The 15,440-nt window shown below is 40.6% G+C and carries 19 protein-coding genes, 7 tRNA genes and 3 pseudogenes; 5 read left to right on the top strand and 24 right to left on the bottom strand.

The genetic code is table 11. The features are described 5' to 3' along the window. Nucleotides 1-466: 466 nt before the first annotated feature. Nucleotides 467-2,263 (top strand): T7SS effector LXG polymorphic toxin, encoded by a 1,797-nt coding sequence (locus tag NQS30_RS15820; RefSeq protein ID WP_015239211.1) that lies wholly within the window; start codon nt 467-469, stop codon nt 2,261-2,263. A 12-nt stretch (nt 2,264-2,275) separates the two neighbouring features. Further along, nucleotides 2,276-2,734: an SMI1/KNR4 family protein gene (locus NQS30_RS15825; protein WP_015239210.1), complete on the top strand. Its 459-nt coding sequence runs from the start codon at nt 2,276-2,278 to the stop codon at nt 2,732-2,734. A 139-nt stretch (nt 2,735-2,873) separates the two neighbouring features. Here the strand turns inward: NQS30_RS15825 and NQS30_RS15830 are convergent. From NQS30_RS15830 to NQS30_RS15865, 8 genes and pseudogenes are all read right to left on the bottom strand, one after another. Beyond that, nucleotides 2,874-3,212 (bottom strand): annotated as a pseudogene (locus NQS30_RS15830) (conjugal transfer protein); the annotation flags it as partial. Between the two features lie 12 nt (nt 3,213-3,224). After that, nucleotides 3,225-3,362 carry a hypothetical protein gene (locus NQS30_RS15835; protein ID WP_175384521.1) on the bottom strand — a complete coding sequence of 46 codons (138 nt, stop codon included), beginning with the start codon at nt 3,360-3,362 and terminating at the stop codon, nt 3,225-3,227. A 114-nt stretch (nt 3,363-3,476) separates the two neighbouring features. Continuing rightward, on the bottom strand, nt 3,477-4,337 hold the full coding sequence (locus tag NQS30_RS15840) for a hypothetical protein (protein WP_015239207.1): 861 nt from the start codon (nt 4,335-4,337) through the stop codon (nt 3,477-3,479). Nucleotides 4,338-4,373: 36 nt separating this feature from the next. Beyond that, nucleotides 4,374-4,655 (bottom strand): hypothetical protein, encoded by a 282-nt coding sequence (locus NQS30_RS15845; protein WP_015239206.1) that lies wholly within the window; start codon nt 4,653-4,655, stop codon nt 4,374-4,376. A 5-nt stretch (nt 4,656-4,660) separates the two neighbouring features. Beyond that, nucleotides 4,661-4,933, bottom strand: coding sequence for a hypothetical protein (locus tag NQS30_RS15850; RefSeq protein ID WP_015239205.1), 273 nt, complete (start codon nt 4,931-4,933; stop codon nt 4,661-4,663). Between the two features lie 24 nt (nt 4,934-4,957). Then, a complete protein-coding gene (locus NQS30_RS15855; RefSeq protein ID WP_015239204.1) occupies nt 4,958-5,212 on the bottom strand; it encodes a DUF3850 domain-containing protein in 255 nt (84 codons plus the stop codon). Between the two features lie 21 nt (nt 5,213-5,233). Further along, a complete protein-coding gene (locus tag NQS30_RS15860; RefSeq protein ID WP_015239203.1) occupies nt 5,234-5,437 on the bottom strand; it encodes a hypothetical protein in 204 nt (67 codons plus the stop codon). An 81-nt stretch (nt 5,438-5,518) separates the two neighbouring features. After that, complete coding sequence (locus NQS30_RS15865; protein ID WP_015239202.1) at nt 5,519-5,794, bottom strand: hypothetical protein; 276 nt, start codon at nt 5,792-5,794, stop codon at nt 5,519-5,521. Nucleotides 5,795-5,928: 134 nt separating this feature from the next. On the opposite strand from NQS30_RS15865, the gene NQS30_RS15870 reads away from it, so the two are divergent. After that, a complete protein-coding gene (locus tag NQS30_RS15870) occupies nt 5,929-6,231 on the top strand; it encodes a hypothetical protein (RefSeq protein WP_007409833.1) in 303 nt (100 codons plus the stop codon). A gap of 260 nt (nt 6,232-6,491) precedes the next feature. Here the strand turns inward: NQS30_RS15870 and NQS30_RS15875 are convergent. Continuing rightward, nucleotides 6,492-6,623, bottom strand: a pseudogene (locus NQS30_RS15875) (Replication initiation factor); the annotation flags it as partial. A gap of 245 nt (nt 6,624-6,868) precedes the next feature. On the opposite strand from NQS30_RS15875, the pseudogene NQS30_RS15880 reads away from it, so the two are divergent. Further along, nucleotides 6,869-7,953: pseudogene (locus tag NQS30_RS15880) on the top strand (tyrosine-type recombinase/integrase). Between the two features lie 99 nt (nt 7,954-8,052). On the opposite strand, the gene NQS30_RS15885 reads toward NQS30_RS15880, so the two are convergent. The 8 genes from NQS30_RS15885 to NQS30_RS15920 form a co-directional block, all read right to left on the bottom strand. After that, nucleotides 8,053-8,136, bottom strand: a tRNA-Leu gene (locus NQS30_RS15885). Between the two features lie 68 nt (nt 8,137-8,204). Beyond that, nucleotides 8,205-8,286, bottom strand: a tRNA-Leu gene (locus NQS30_RS15890). 8 nt (nt 8,287-8,294) lie between these two features. Continuing rightward, nucleotides 8,295-8,370, bottom strand: a tRNA-Lys gene (locus tag NQS30_RS15895). Between the two features lie 32 nt (nt 8,371-8,402). Further along, a tRNA-Gln gene (locus tag NQS30_RS15900) sits at nt 8,403-8,477 on the bottom strand. Between the two features lie 11 nt (nt 8,478-8,488). Beyond that, nucleotides 8,489-8,563: transfer RNA gene (locus tag NQS30_RS15905), tRNA-Glu, on the bottom strand. Between the two features lie 19 nt (nt 8,564-8,582). Next, a tRNA-Ser gene (locus tag NQS30_RS15910) sits at nt 8,583-8,673 on the bottom strand. Between the two features lie 3 nt (nt 8,674-8,676). Further along, nucleotides 8,677-8,751, bottom strand: a tRNA-Asn gene (locus tag NQS30_RS15915). Nucleotides 8,752-8,886: 135 nt separating this feature from the next. Next, a complete protein-coding gene (locus NQS30_RS15920; RefSeq protein WP_015239199.1) occupies nt 8,887-9,336 on the bottom strand; it encodes a SprT family protein in 450 nt (149 codons plus the stop codon). 99 nt (nt 9,337-9,435) lie between these two features. Here NQS30_RS15920 and cmpA point away from each other — a divergent pair, with 99 nt between their 5' ends. After that, nucleotides 9,436-9,549: a cortex morphogenetic protein CmpA gene (gene cmpA, locus NQS30_RS15925; RefSeq protein ID WP_003156164.1), complete on the top strand. Its 114-nt coding sequence runs from the start codon at nt 9,436-9,438 to the stop codon at nt 9,547-9,549. Nucleotides 9,550-9,558: 9 nt separating this feature from the next. On the opposite strand, the gene NQS30_RS15930 is transcribed toward cmpA, so the two are convergent. The 7 genes from NQS30_RS15930 to NQS30_RS15960 form a co-directional block, all read right to left on the bottom strand. Next, a complete protein-coding gene (locus NQS30_RS15930; protein ID WP_218791500.1) occupies nt 9,559-11,718 on the bottom strand; it encodes a Tex family protein in 2,160 nt (719 codons plus the stop codon). Between the two features lie 72 nt (nt 11,719-11,790). Continuing rightward, nucleotides 11,791-12,393 carry a phosphoserine phosphatase RsbX gene (gene rsbX, locus NQS30_RS15935; RefSeq protein WP_007410234.1) on the bottom strand — a complete coding sequence of 201 codons (603 nt, stop codon included), beginning with the start codon at nt 12,391-12,393 and terminating at the stop codon, nt 11,791-11,793. Next, a complete protein-coding gene (sigB, locus tag NQS30_RS15940) occupies nt 12,393-13,181 on the bottom strand; it encodes an RNA polymerase sigma factor SigB (protein ID WP_003156171.1) in 789 nt (262 codons plus the stop codon). Before sigB ends, rsbX begins: the two co-directional genes overlap by 1 nt. Next, entirely contained in the window at nt 13,147-13,629 is a 483-nt protein-coding gene (rsbW, locus tag NQS30_RS15945) for an anti-sigma B factor RsbW (RefSeq protein ID WP_003156173.1), read from the bottom strand. The genes sigB and rsbW overlap by 35 nt, the downstream gene beginning before the upstream one ends. Beyond that, nucleotides 13,626-13,955 carry an anti-sigma factor antagonist RsbV gene (gene rsbV / locus NQS30_RS15950; RefSeq protein ID WP_003156176.1) on the bottom strand — a complete coding sequence of 110 codons (330 nt, stop codon included), beginning with the start codon at nt 13,953-13,955 and terminating at the stop codon, nt 13,626-13,628. The genes rsbW and rsbV overlap by 4 nt, the downstream gene beginning before the upstream one ends. Nucleotides 13,956-14,018: 63 nt before the next feature. Further along, nucleotides 14,019-15,026, bottom strand: coding sequence for a PP2C family protein-serine/threonine phosphatase (locus tag NQS30_RS15955; protein WP_052827076.1), 1,008 nt, complete (start codon nt 15,024-15,026; stop codon nt 14,019-14,021). Nucleotides 15,027-15,037: 11 nt separating this feature from the next. Continuing rightward, nucleotides 15,038-15,439 (bottom strand): anti-sigma regulatory factor, encoded by a 402-nt coding sequence (locus tag NQS30_RS15960; protein ID WP_003156178.1) that lies wholly within the window; start codon nt 15,437-15,439, stop codon nt 15,038-15,040. Between the last annotated feature and the right edge of the window lies 1 nt (nt 15,440).

Here is a 15,440-nt window from a genome sequence, read left to right on the forward strand (position 1 = left end):
TAACCCCTCGATCTATTCAAGTGTTTTATTGAATAGATGAATTGTATGTTTTAAAAAAAGAATTGTCAACATTAAAACAGAATCTTTTTTCACTTTATAGGAATAAATCTTCCTGAGATTGATACCATTTCATGAACTCTAAAAGGAGATTAATAACTCTAAAGAAAAAAAATAAAGATACCAATACATTTGGTATCTTCATCTAAATCGAGTCCCTCAACATTGCAAATCCGTATCATTGATTATGAAAGCTTACTTTCATTACACCTTCCAACTCTACTTCACATCATTTCTATAAGTTTGTATGAATTATGGTTAATAATTGGTGAGTAAAAAACCCCCTTAATTCCCCACTTCTCGAAATCTCATTACGTTCAATTCATTACCTCTTCTTCAACAATTTTTTCGAACTTCACATCCTATCCATGGTAATATTTAGATATAAACTTACTGAAAGGATTGTCCAATGAAAGTATTTGAAGCAAGGTCTTTGTTATCTGAAGCTGAAAACCGAGCAAACGATTATAAAGAGTTGAAAAATCAAATGATTAATTTGAAAAAAGCATTTAAGGCTGTTGCTGATCTTGATGATAGTGAGTTCTCTGGGAAGGGAGCAAACAATATTAAAGCATTTTTTCACGATCACACCGGTGTAGCTGATCAATGGATTGATTTCATTGATATGAAAATCGCTTTCCTTACTAGTATCTCCGGTATTCTGGAAGATGCCAGCTTATCTGATGCATATATCGAAGAATCTTTCTTAGAACACGAACTGGCAAACGCATATAGAAAATCACAAGCAATTATGTCCGAGCAGAAGAAAGCAATGAAAGATATACTGAGTGATATTGATGACATTCTTCCACTTGATTTATTTTCAACAGAGGCTTTTAAGGATGAGCTCTCGTCCGCCGAAAACAAACGAAAAAAAATTATTGAGAAAATAGGCGATACAGACGAGAACTTAAAAACTGAATATGCAATGACTGAACCTAACGAACAATTTATTAAAGCAGACTTTCAAAAGTTACAGGAATCAACAGGTAAGGGCAAAAACGCTTCACCCATACATTATAATGCCAAGGCTTATCGCGAGAGTGACATACATAAGAAAAAAGACGATATCGAAAAGCGGTCTGAAGCTTATTTAAAGATCAAAAAAGAGGAAGCTAAAAAACGCGAAATTAAAGATTTGAAAAAACAGCTTGTAAATGTAACAGATCCTGACGAGTATTTAAAAATTGCTAAAAAAATTGGATACGAGAATTTGGAGCCTGACCAGCAAGTTTATTTCCGTCAGCTCGAAGAACTCCAACAAAAAGCTGAAATTGGAAAAGGAATTGCAGTTGGAATATATGAAGCCGGTAAAGATACCGTGATGGGTCTCTATCAACTTGCAATGCACCCTATTGAAACGCTTTCTGGAACGGTGAACGCAGTCTTACATCCAATCGATACTTATAAGATCATAGCAAAAGACATAGAAGACACTTTCCAACGTGATATGATTAATGGAGATAGCTACAGCAGGGCAAAATGGGTGTCCTATGTCGGCAGCACTGTTGTTCTTGCAATAGTTGGTCCGAAGGGTATTGATAAAGTATCCAAAGTTGCAAAAGCCGGTTCAAAAGTTGCTGCAATTAAGACGCTCGAAGTTTCAAAAGCAGGAATAAAAAAAGGTATTGAATATGTTAAAATACCAAATGTTTTTGAACAACAGTATGCAATGGCTGGTGGTTCAGGGACTTTTCCTTTCAACACAATTGATGGGGAGAGTTATAAAAAATCATTTCATCAGTTTTCCAAGAAGGTAGCTGATGTAACTCGAAAACCTTTTACGGGGAAATACATTGATGTTCCTTGGTTAAATAAAGAAAAATATACTGCTGCTGAAATAGAAGGAAAAGTGAAAGCTAAAGGAAATATAAAAGACGTAAGCCGAAAAGTGTATATGTTAAAAGATATAGACCTCAATCAAAAAAATCGTAAAGGCCAAACAAATCTTCAATTAATGAAACTTGGCAATGCACCTTTTGCAAAGGATGGAACACAAATAAACCTACATCATTTAATCCAAGAAGAACCTGGTACAATGGTTGAAGTTCCTGAAAGCCTGCACAAAAAATATCACAATATTCTCCATGGCTTAAAGGAAAACGGGCAAAGTTTTAGAAACAATCCCGAACTTTCTGCTCAATACGACAGTTTTAGAAAGAGATATTGGAAATGGAGAGCACAACAATTTGAAAAACAACAGTAAGAGGTGAATTTTATGGATTACTCAACAATACAAAAGTTTTTAGAAGAAAACAAAGAATTCTCTATTATCACTGGAGGAGTCAGCGAGAAACAGATTCATGAGATAGAAGAAGAACTTGAAGTTTCTCTCCCAGAAAGTTATAAATGGTTTTTGAAAGAGTATGGTTCTGGTGGTGCATACGGAACAATGATCCTTGGTTATGACTCTGAAGGCGCTGAAGTTGTTGAGCAAACAAAAGAATACAGAACATTTTACGATCTTATACCAGGTCTTGTTGTTATAGAGTATATTGATGAATTCTCTTATTGTCTTGATACAAACAGAATGGTAGATGGAGAGTGTCCAGTTATTCTTTGGGATAACAGTGAAGGATATGGTTATACTGCTGCAAGTAATTTTCTTGAATTTTTTCTTCAGCGACTTGAAAAAGGTAAAGAAGACTTAGATGAAGATGAGGATTGGGAGGATTAACCTTTACAAGTTCTTAAAATAAAGGTATCTTCGGAATTGAATAATTACATCAAAAAAAACCATACCAGAACATATTGGTATGGTTTTCTTAGATAGGTTCCAATAGAGTAATCAAAAGGGATAACAAGTAGTGAGAATGATTGTTTTTCACGTTGATATATTCATTGATGAAGCCTGACAAGAAATTTTCAGCCGCCGTTGTAGACATATTCTGTTTTTCACTATCAGCAGGCTTACTGGATTGATTCCTTAAGTCATTTACAGTAGATCGAGTGTTAACAGACAACAAAACAGACAGGAGACAAAAGAGAAGTAACGCTCCTACACACGTCCACAACGTCCCTGCGACCAATCGGGTACGATCTCGCGGTACTTTTGTATTTGTTTTCTCAGGCCGACGGACTTGTTTTATTTTTTGGAAAGCAGCCTTAAAAAATGATTCTTCTTTTTTCTCGTTTCCATTTTCCTTTTGAAGCATCTTTTCACCCCTTTAAGCTGTGCCTTTCTCACTTTCAGGCTGTTTTATTTTTCGGGATAGCCTTAATATAGAACGAGCGATTTTTTCATAATTCGGCTCATTTACATCCCCAACAAGGAACTTTACAGGCTTACCATTAATACTTTTCAAGACTTCCCTCATCTTAAAACCTCGCTTTCTATTTGCCTTATCTTTTCAAGGAAAATAAAAAAGAATGCTACAGCTGTAACATCCTTTTTATGTGCAAATAATATAGAGAATAACTTATGGAGTAAGAACATACGTTATTAAATCGTAAGGGTTATATTTATTATGTTTAGTGAAAAGTTTAATATTTAAAGTCTCCTGATCAACTTCTACAGTAACTGATGTATACCTTAACTTAAAAGATTCATTATAACTTGTGTGAGTTTTGTCTGGAAAGTTATTCTTTAATATATCATTATATTTAGGTTTAAAAAAATTTATCAAGGCAGCTTCAGTAATATTAATCACTTGATTCATGGCTATGGGATTCTTTAATAAGAGTACAGATTCTAAGTTAAAGAGATCTTCCGAAGGATTTGTCATATCTATGAATTCACCAATCAACTTTGCATTGATTTCAAATAAAGCTATAGCAATATCCCCAATAACTTCTTCATAAGTATGATCTGCAAGAATTCTTTGAAGAGATTCATGTGACTTTAATCTATCAAACGCTGTTCTATTTCCATTCTTCCCATATGCTCTTCCGATATAAAGCACTTCAGCGGGAATAGGTTTTGAAAATTCCCCTTGTAGAAATAATGCCCTAAAGGTAAACTCTGCTGTACCATCTTTGATTTTTAAAGTCTTCCCTAGTTTATCAATCTCATAATTGAACATAGTATGATCACGATCACAAAATTGACATTTTATTGTTTCATTAAAAGTACCAAAATCTGTTTTAAATTTTAAAACTAATTCTATATGACTTCTAAATACTTTTAAGGAGTTTGAATCTATTGATATCTTAGGTATACGGATGATCATATATATGTGAAACTTGGCAGCATTTAAGTCAGCAGCCGCAGCCTCTTTCAGATCTTTTGGATAACAAATAAAACTAAAGGAAGTGAAAGTATTTAAAACAAGATTTGACATTGCAGCCTCCAACTAAAAAAGGAATTTAAAGTTATTTTAACATATATATTTCTCCTTTTTTTGATAAAGTAAAAAGGATGCTACACGATGTAACACCCTTTTTATGCTTTGTTTCTCCATATACACTTTTACACTTGTCATTCGTCCATCCGGCAGATACCTCGTTTTATAAAAGGTGTATCTGTACTCAGAAAACCCCTTGACCCTTTCACCTTCCACAACCAACATACAATCTCTGCTTAGACTCCTTACAAAAACCAGCAACGGTATTCCTACGTTAAACCCCAAGCTCCTGAATTGATCGTCAACAGCAGACACACTGCTCACCCCTTATCCAAGTGAGCACTTTCAAATTCCACGTTTTTTTCTTCTGTTTCACCATCTTCATCTTCTAAGATGTTGAACATTACAAACAGCTTCCTTGTGTAATTCTCTACAACGGTTAAGATTTCAACTAAAAATCGTTCAGCTTCTCTTGTGTAATAAATGACGTAGTCCTGCATTTTCTCTACTATACTTTCAGCATCATGCACACATCCAAGTGCCTCCAATGCATTTTCCAAAGCCGCCCGATTGAGAAGATTGACATTATTCACCTTTATTCCTCCCTCATGCATGAATTATTTGAATAAGACGCTATTATTTTCTCCTTCCTTAATTTTTTCGACGCTTAGCACTATAAGACCAGGAGTCAATGATTGACGCCTATTCAAAACAAGCACTTCTATAACTCGCTTCGTACACTCGCCCTTCCATTCATGAAGGCACAAAACATCTTTGGCCTTATAAATATTTTCGCTGACTGTAACCTCTGTAGCCCCTTTAGAAATAGCTTCAAACTCTTCCGGAAGTATCTTTAGATGATGAACGATCACGAAAGAACACATCCCTTCACTTTACTGCGCAACTGGTTTAGAATAACCAATAGCTTCAAAATGAACATCTTTTTCGTGCTGCTCTTCTAATTCATCTTCCTCAACGATCGAAAACACTGCATATACCTTCTGGTAAAAACCATTCACCTCAGCAGTCAGCTGAACAATAAATGATTCTTCATGAGGAGCGACTTCTTTCATTTGTTCAACAATTTCATCAAACAAATCTAAATGGCCAATTGATTCTAATTCTCTTTCCAGCAAATCCGGATTAGGAGATTAAAGCTATTCATATTTATTCCTCCATTAACGTTCTCTTAGAAAAACACCTACGCATATTGAAAAACCCCATAAAAAAACAAAGGTAAAATACATTACCTTTGCAATGACATCTGAATTAACACTCTCAGAAATTAGACCGAACATTGAAGCTACCACTGTCACAGATACAGCCATAATAAAAATCGTATTTTCTGTCCAACTATAACGGTCAGCCAAAATTTGAAGCTTAGGATATATCAAAAGGAATAAGAGACCGCCGCCAAGTAAACTCACGATTACAAAAAATATCGCAAGTAACATATTCACCATCCTTATATTGAATTAAGTTCTTGGGTTTCACCCAAACCCACCAACGGAAGCCTTGCACTCAATCATCAATAACAATAGAATTAAACTAAAGATTATTTAATCAGCATAGAAAGGGGGTAAATGTTTTGAATATAAATTTAATATTATTTGTCTCATCAATTAATCAAGAACCTACAGAGGAAAATACTCAAACATTAGTGAAAACATTTGAATCTGACTTTCGCCCTCAAGTAGGAGATATAATTGACGATCCTGGATTTGATTCAGGCTTCCATAATGGATACGAGGTGGTAAAAGTTACAATAAATTATACTTCAAATGAGTGCCTTGTTTCACTGACACCGTTAGCAATTGAAGTTGAAAAAATTAGTGTTGAAGATTATATAAAAAAGCTTAAAACACATGGGTGGAGTATTCAGTCTAGGTAGCACTCAGCAGTTTTTATTATAAGGTACTATTCCTCAAACTGGCGCGTTTGGTTGGATTGCTGTTAATCTAGCCCCCTATTCCCCCGAATCATCGGGGGACTCCTTCGCCGGTAGGCAGGAACAAACGGTTGTTTGTTCAATGCCAAGAGGGTTTGGGTAGCGCTGAATATGTCAACTCTTTATCCTCACTTCGTTCCGGTACCGTTGACACATACGTTTAATCGCATCACCTGTGTTTATAAAGGTTTAGCAGCTTGTTTTTAAACGACCATGTCAGCAACATCAGCCATATACACATCTAACATTTTTTTATGTTTGTCTGCCAGTTCAGCTTCTGCAATCATATCTGACAGATCGGTTTTCCCTAAATGTTCATCAGCTTCAAGTACCAAGTTTGAATGAATTATGGTTAAAAAATGGTGAGCCAAAACATTAAACATCCGTCAGAGAAGAATTTAATTTAAAAGCGGAATAAAAAGCTGCATACTCAGGAAAAAGAACCTTTGGCGAAAAAAGAAAGAAGCAAACATATTTATGTAAATTTGTGGACATTCATGATATACAAAAAGGTGCGCTCTAACTGAGTGCACCTCTTGTTTATTGTATATTTCTCTGTTTAGATTCACAACATCCTTGTGTGAAAATTCAACATCCTCGTCAGTCTCTTGGTTTTGATCCAGTAACAGGTAAACGCAAAAGAAAAACAATGACCTTAAAAACGAAAAAACTGGCTGAAGAAATGTATCACGCAATAAAAAAAGCGCACAGTGATGGTTTACTAACAAGCGAGAAGGAAGTCAGTTTTTCTGCACTAGTGAACATTTACTTGGATCAATGCAAACTTCACCATAAGCCTAATTATTATAATATTGAAAAATATACAATAGAAAAACACATCATACCGCATTTTGAAAATTGTATCGTCAAAAAAGTTACTCATAATGAAATTAAAGACTTTCAAAAATCACTAATTGATAAAGGACTTGAAAACAAAACAATTAACAACACAATGATCATTCTCAGCAAAATTTTTGATATAGGTATCGTAGAAGATGTTTTAATCAAAAATCCATGTGCAAAGGTAAAAAGTTTAAGTGTTGTAAAAAAACAGATGAAATTTTGGACCCCTGATCAGTTCAAAGAATTTATTAGTCTCATAGAAAAAGATGAATTTATTTTTAAAGTGTTCTACACTACCGATTATCTAACTGGAATGCGCTTAGGAGAAATTTTAGCGCTTCAATGGAAAGATTTAGATAAGTTTAGAAGAGAAATCAACGTATACAAAGCTTTAACATATATAAATCAAGAATATATAATTACAGCTCCTAAAACTAAAAATTCTATTCGCCGTATAAGTATTAATTCAAAACTTATAACGTTACTTGATGAATGGAGACGACATCAGAAGGAAATCTTTTACGAATTAGGAATTCATCAATCAGAAGAAAGTTATATGTTTCAATACAAAGATAGACCGCCTACCAAAGATATTTTCAGCAGAAAAATAAAACAGATTTGTCAAAGAGGAAAAGTGGAGGCTATCCGTTTCCATGACTTGAGGCATTCACATGTAGCTTTGCTTATCCATCAAGGGGAAGATTATTTAGTAATAAAAGAACGATTAGGACATAGTTCTGTTTCTTTTCTATGAATACTTACGGACACCTTTTCCCTAATAAACAGAAGGAAACTGCTGACCGTTTGGACGACTTACTTTAAGTAACCGGTGAGTTTTGGTGAGCAAGTCCTTTTTCAAGGCCGTATTTTCAGCATAAAAAAATAATACCAAAGGTGGTTAAACCCTTGGTATCATTGAGATGCGGCCGAGAGGACTTGAACCTCCACGGGTTATTCACCCACTAGGCCCTCAACCTAGCGCGTCTGCCATTCCGCCACGACCGCGTGCTATGAAGCTGTCTTTCCACTAAGCATATAAGCTAGTGATGATGATCAGCACTTTGAAAAGAAAGTGCGGGTGAAGGGACTCGAACCCCCACGTCGTAAGACACTAGATCCTAAGTCTAGCGCGTCTGCCAATTCCGCCACACCCGCGTGACAAGTGGTGAGCCATGAAGGACTCGAACCTTCGACCCTCTGATTAAAAGTCAGATGCTCTACCAACTGAGCTAATGGCTCGCTCTAAAAGTGATTCAAAATTTTAAATAAAATGGCTGGGCTAGCTGGATTCGAACCAACGCATGACGGAGTCAAAGTCCGTTGCCTTACCGCTTGGCTATAGCCCAACGAAGGTAAATGGTGACCCGTACGGGATTCGAACCCGTGTTACCGCCGTGAAAGGGCGGTGTCTTAACCGCTTGACCAACGGGCCGTCTGGTTGAGAACTTATCTGGCGGAGAAGGAGGGATTTGAACCCTCGCGCCGCTTACGCGACCTACACCCTTAGCAGGGGCGCCTCTTCAGCCACTTGAGTACTTCTCCATATGGCTCCACAGGCAGGATTCGAACCTGCGACCGATCGGTTAACAGCCGATAGCTCTACCACTGAGCTACTGTGGAATAATCAGACTTTCTTCATTATAAATGATGCGACATATTGTGTCAAGAAGCAACATTTATTTTTTTGAGAAAGTGTCGTTGTCTCTCAACGACTTTTATAATTTAACATAGAACATTAAAATGAGTCAAGCCTTTTTAAAAAATTCTTTTGATTTTTCCTCTGCACTTTCCGCAGGCATATCTTTCCGGGTTCATTGCCCGCTTCTTTATATACTGTTGGCCGCAGGCCGCGCATCTATACATATATGTTTTCTTTTGTGTCTTTTTTGTTTGCAGCGGCGTGCAGAATCTCGGCGCTCCGACTTTCTGAAGAAGATCTCTGAAGTCTTTGTCTCTGTGCTTGTACCCTTTTCCTTCAAGGTGAAGATGGTAATGGCACAGCTCGTGTTTGATGATGCCTTCCAGCTCGCTCCGTCCGTGTTCGATCAGATATTTTCGGTTTAATTCGATGTTATGGGAAGACAGCATGTAGCGGCCGCCTGTCGTTTTCAGCCGGTCATTGAAAAAGGCCCGGTGACGGAACGGCTTTCCGAAATCTTGTGCAGAGATGTCTTCCGTCAGCTTTTGAAGTTGTTCGTTATCCATATGTGCACCCCGCTTTAAAAACATTGAACGGGACAATTCACCGTTCGCATACAATGTGTTAAAACCGACCTCTAACTAAAAGCTGAGGAGGAATGAGCCATGCCGAATTGGCTGATGAAACAAATGCAAAAAGCGTTTTTAGAAAAGGACAATTACCAAATCAAACTGCTGAATCAGTGCTGGTATTTCTACAGAAAAAAACACTGCTCGTAAGCAGTGCTTTTATTTTACCATAGACAGCGACACTCTGCCTTTTTGCACGTCCACCCCTTCAACCCATACGGTGACGATGTCTCCGACCGATACGACGTCGAGAGGATGTTTGACGAATTGATTGCTCAGTTTTGAAATGTGCACAAGCCCGTCCTGTTTGACGCCGATATCGACGAAAGCGCCGAAGTCTACAACGTTGCGGACGGTGCCCTGCAATTCCATTCCTTCCTTTAAATCCTCAAGCTGCAGAACGTCTTTTTTCAGCAAAGGCTTCGGCACTTCGTCACGAGGATCTCGCTCCGGCCTTGTCAGCTGCCCGCAAATATCCGCAAGCGTAATTTCCCCTATACCGAGCTCTTCAGCCGTTTCAGACAGCGGCAATGCGCTGATTTTCTCTTTTGCGTCCGCGCTTCCGATCTGATCCGCAGTGAGCTGCAGTTTTTTGAGCAGCGCCTTTGTCTCTTTATAGCTTTCCGGGTGTATCCCGGTGCGGTCGAGCGGCTCCCGTCCTCCGGGCACTCTCAAAAAGCCGATGCACTGTTCATATGTTTTTGCGCCGAGACGCGGGATTTCTTTCAGCTCTTTGCGGTTTGTAAATTTTCCGAGCTCTTCCCTTTTTTTAACGATATTACCGGCAACGGTTTTGGATAACCCGGCTACATATTGAAGCAGCGCGGCTGATGCTGTATTGACATTCACCCCGACTTGGTTGACGACGGTCTCTACGACAAAACGGAGTGATTCATTTAAATGCTTTTGGCTGACATCATGCTGGTATTGCCCGACGCCGACGGATTTAGGATCAATTTTTACAAGCTCGGCCAGCGGGTCCTGCAACCTCCGCGCGATGGAGACGGCGCTGCGCTCTTCGACCTGAAAATCCGGAAATTCTTCACGGGCGATTTCTGACGCGGAATACACGCTTGCTCCGGCCTCGTTGACGATGACATAATAAATGTCACGTTCTGTTTCTTTCAGCACATCAACGACGAATTGCTCTGTCTCTCTTGATGCCGTGCCGTTTCCGATCGCCACAACCTCGACTTCGTACCGGTCCAGCAATTCTTTGATTTTTTTCCGGGCTTCCGCTGTCTTTTTTACGGGAGCGTGCGGGTAAATGACGTCGATTTTCAGCACTTTTCCCGTCTCATCAACAACTGCCAGTTTGCACCCCGTACGGAAGGCCGGATCGACGCCGAGCACAACTTTCCCCTTCATCGGCGGCTGCAGCAGGAGCTTACGCAGATTTTCAGCGAAAATATGAATCGCCTGCGCGTCTGCTTTTTCTGACAGTTCTTTGCGGATATCGCGCTCAATAGCCGGCTGGATCAGACGTTTGTAACTGTCCTCAATGGCTTCTTTCAGCGTTTCTTTCACAGGCGTTTCACGGTGTTTGATAATTTGCTTTTCTAAATAAGCTTTTATCTGATCGGCGGGCGGTTCGATCGCAATCTTTAAAATGCCTTCTTTTTCACCGCGGTTCATCGCAAGCACTCTGTGAGGAACGACCTTTTGGATCGGCTCTTCGTACTCGTAGTACATTTCATAGACGTTTTTCTCGTCATCTGCGGCTGACTTGCCTGCCGCGGAAGTGAGAATTCCTTTTTTATACGTTTCCTGGCGGATCCACTTTCTGAAATGAGGATCATCCGAGATTTGTTCGGCTATGATGTGCTTCGCGCCTTCGATGGCTTCCTCTCTTGAAGCGACTTCTTTTTCTGCACTGATATATTGATCAGCGATGTCGTGAAGGCGGTTTTCTTTCGGGAGAGAAAGAATATAGTCCGCAAGCGGTTCAAGGCCTTTGCTTTTGGCGACGGTGGCTTTTGTTTTCCGTTTTTGTTTGAAGGGACGGTATAAATCCTCGACTTCCTGAAGCTTGACCGCTTGTTCGATTTTTTGCTTCAGCCCTACCGTCAGCTTGTCCTGCTCAGAGATCAATCTGATGACTTCTTCTTTCCGCTGCGTCAGGTTTTGTATGTATTGCCACCGCTCGGAGATTGCCTGAATCTGCACCTCGTCCATTGAGCCGGTCTGCTCTTTTCGGTACCGCGCAATAAACGGGACGGTATTGCCGTCTTCCAGCAGGCGGATGACACTTTCGACATGTTTTTGGGATAACGCTGTTTCTTCAGCGATTTGTTTTTTCAAAAGGGCTAACGTTTCCATATCACAAAAGCCTCCATCTCTTCATTCTTTCTCTAGTGTATCAAAAAACGGCGGAACATAAAAAAAGCAGCCTTACGATAAAAGCTGCCCTAGAATATAGGTCAAATCATCACGTCTTGATGTTGTGTACGGATGAAGTGATTTTGATATATCTTCTATTGAGTGTCCCTGCTTTAAGCAGGTGCGGATATGCGGAACCTCAAGCCCATCCGTGTAGATGATGAACCTCGCCCCTTTTTCGTATGATGACGTATACGTTTTGTATCTTTGCGGTTTGCCTGAGAGGTAACCCGAAATCGGCAGCGGATGAAAGACTTCGCCTGATGGGGAGTGCAGGAAGAAACGGACGTTGCCGATCGAGCAGTATGTCAATTCCCTTTTGATGAAATTGATTTTTAAGATGGAGGCAGTCGCCCCTCTTTTGTTTTTCATCGCTTGATTGCAGCGCTCAATGATGCTTTCCACATCCTCATCCGCATACGTTTCCACGATATCTTTAATGGCTGACGAGGATTCGTTGGCAAGAGATCCGCTGCCGAGACCGTCCGCTACCGCGCAAACTAATTCTTCTTCATTCGCCTTCATAAAAAAGCTGTCGCCGCATATGGACTTGCCTTCTTTATTTAATTGGTATACAAGAGTTTGAACATGTTCATTTTCTTCAACCTGAATCATTACATTAGCTCCATGGAGGGATCTCCAATCAAGGCCTCTCTCAGTTTTTTCACCGCTTTCCGCTGCAGGCGCGAGACGTGCATTTGAGATATTCCGAGAATGTCCCCTGTTTCTTTTTGGCTTTTATTTTGCACAAATGTTAGATCGATAATCTGTTTTTCGCGGTCGGACAGCACATGAAGCACGCTTTTGATCATCATCTGCTGGTTGACGCGTTCGTATCCTTCCTCCTGCGACCCGACGATATCTAAAATCGTGACGGTGCTTCCGTCCGCATCCGCTTCGATGCTGTGATCGACAGACAGCGCCTGATAGCTTTTTCCCATCTCCATCGTTTCAAGCACTTCCTCTTCTGACACATCGAGAAAGGCTGCGATTTCTTCGACTTTCGGCGACCGCTGCGTCTCTGTCGTCAGCTGATCCACCGCCATTTTAATGCGCGGCCCGAGTTCTTTAATCCGTCTCGGGACGTGTACGCTCCATGTTTTATCTCTGAGGAAGCGTTTGATCTCGCCGATGATGGTCGGAATCGCAAATGCTTCAAAGGATTTGCCGACCTCGGGATCATACCGTTTAATGGCTCCGAGAAGTCCGATCATCCCGACCTGGCGGAGGTCTTCATGAAAGCTTTTTCCTTTTGAATATTTCTTTGCCAGCATTTCGACGAGATTGGTATACACCTCGACGAGTGTTTCCTGGGCTTCTTTATTATCATGTGTTTGAAAGTCGCGTATGAGCCGATCAACTTCATCTTTAGTTAGTTTCGTAGTTTTTGATGGTTGTGCCATGATCAACTCGCTCCCCATTTAAATACTTTGTCATCGCCACGGTTACGCCAGAGTTGCTTTGAACTTTGACTTCATCCATGAGCGTTTCCATTAAATACAGACCGAGCCCTCCTTCTGACAATTGATCGACTGTGTGCGAAGGGGTGTACGGCCCGAGATCCTGCTGCTTCTGATCAAAATCAAAGCTGTCTCCCTGATCGGCGACAATGACCTCCAGCCGATCCTCAAATACACCGAACCGCACGGATACTTCTCCCTTATTTTCATCTTTGTATGCATGCTGGACAGCGTTTGTACAAGCTTCGCTGACAGCGATTTTTAAATCTTCAATGTCATCATAGGTATAGCCCATTCTGCTTGCGACCCCTGATAACGTAAGCCTGACGATTCCTACATATTCCGGTTCGGCCGGAATTTTCATCTCTATATAATCAACTGATGTACTCATTGCACGCCACCTTCTGACTTTGCCGAAATGTCGATGATGTCCTTAAGCCCCGTAATTTCAAACAGACGGACGAGCCGGTCGGAAAGATTCTCAAGCTTGAGAGAGCCGCCTTCCTTGCTCACCGTTTTAAACACGCCTACAAAAACGCCTAAACCCGTACTGTCCATATAATTTACATCTTTTAAGCAGATTCTCATGTCCTTCCCCTCGTTTGCCAGGGGCATCAGCTTTTCACGAACCACCGGAGCTGAGTATACATCGATTTCTCCAGCGATATTGATTTGTATATCTGAAAGATTCTCCTTCATATCTACCGTTAAATTCATCGTATCACCTCTGAAAGTTATCCTTACTCGTGCTAATGGCTTTTTACCCGTGCTGCTGTTTTTTTAAACCTTTCTTTTCAAAACAATTAACGTAAAATCGTCGTGAAGCTGAAAGTCCTGGAGTCTCAGCAGGCTGTCGTAAATGTTTTTGACCATATCCTGCGAGGAGCAGTCCATATGTTCTTCCAGCATGCGCTGAATGTCGCTGCGTTCTAAGAAACCGTTTTCGGTACGGCATTCGGTGACGCCGTCAGAAAAAAGAACGATCATGTCTCCTTCGTCCATGTGCTGTTCATATTGGCTGTAATCAAAATCCTGAGAAATTCCCAGCACCAATCCTTTTGCCTCCAGATCATAAAACTTTTTTTCTTTTTCAGAGTAGTAGAAGCCCGGTTCATGCCCCGCAGAGGCATATGTAAATTGGTGATTTTTCGTATTGTAGTTTGCGTAAAACATAGTGATAAACATGCTTGAATCCACGTTCTGTTCTACAACGCGGTTAAGATTTTTCAGCACTTGGGAGGGGTGAATGCCGATCTCCGGAAGAGAGTCCATGGCATACTTGATCATCGACATGCACAATGCGGCGGGGATTCCTTTTCCGATGACATCGGCTATCGCGATGTTAATCGATTCCTTGTCTTTGACAAAGTGATAATAATCCCCGCTCATCTGTTTGGCGGGGACGCTGATCGCCCCGATATCCAGATCTTCTTCTTCAGGAATTTTTGTGCCAAGCAGCGTCTGCTGAACATTTGCGGCAATTTCAATTTCTGAACGAAGCTCCTGCTGGATATCTCTCAGACTTTGATGTTCCTGATAAGCCATCCCGTAGCCAATCATGACTTCTATTAAAAAATCCAGCGAATGAAAAACATCTTCCGGCAGATCCGGATACAGTTCCTTTACTACTTTTCGGTGGATACTGATAATCTCCTCCGGAGGAACCTGATGTTCAATCGTTTTTCGGCTGAATTTTTGGGCTTGATATAAAGATGTTTCTGTTAATTCGGCTATATATCGGCTAAGCAGCTGATGATACCGCTGCTCTATAACCTCCCTGAAATCCACGTTCTAACCTCCTACCGAAGCCATTTTACGGCTTGAATCTCTGTTCCTTCCTCTGCAACAGATTGCAGGCTGAATTCGTCCATCAGCCTTTTGACGCCCGGAAGTCCCGCTCCCAGTCCGCCTGACGTTGAAAAGCCGTCTTCCATCACTTTACGGATGTCGGGGATTCCGGGTCCTTTGTCTTCTGCTATAATTTTAAGGCCTTTTTTCCCTCTGTCGTTTACTTGTTCTATGCTGACCTGGCCTTTGCCTGCATATAAGTAAATGTTTCTGGCCAATTCTGAGATAGCCGTCGTGATTCTGGCCTGGTCCACCGTACCGAAGCCTAATTCCTTCGCAACGTTGCGGCCAAGCTGTCTGGCGGCTACGATATCCCATTCTGTCATGATTTTCACACAGGATTGGTCGTTCATC

The sequence above is a fragment of the Bacillus sp. B1(2022) genome (assembly GCF_040259625.1).
Lineage (GTDB): Bacteria > Bacillota > Bacilli > Bacillales > Bacillaceae > Bacillus > Bacillus velezensis.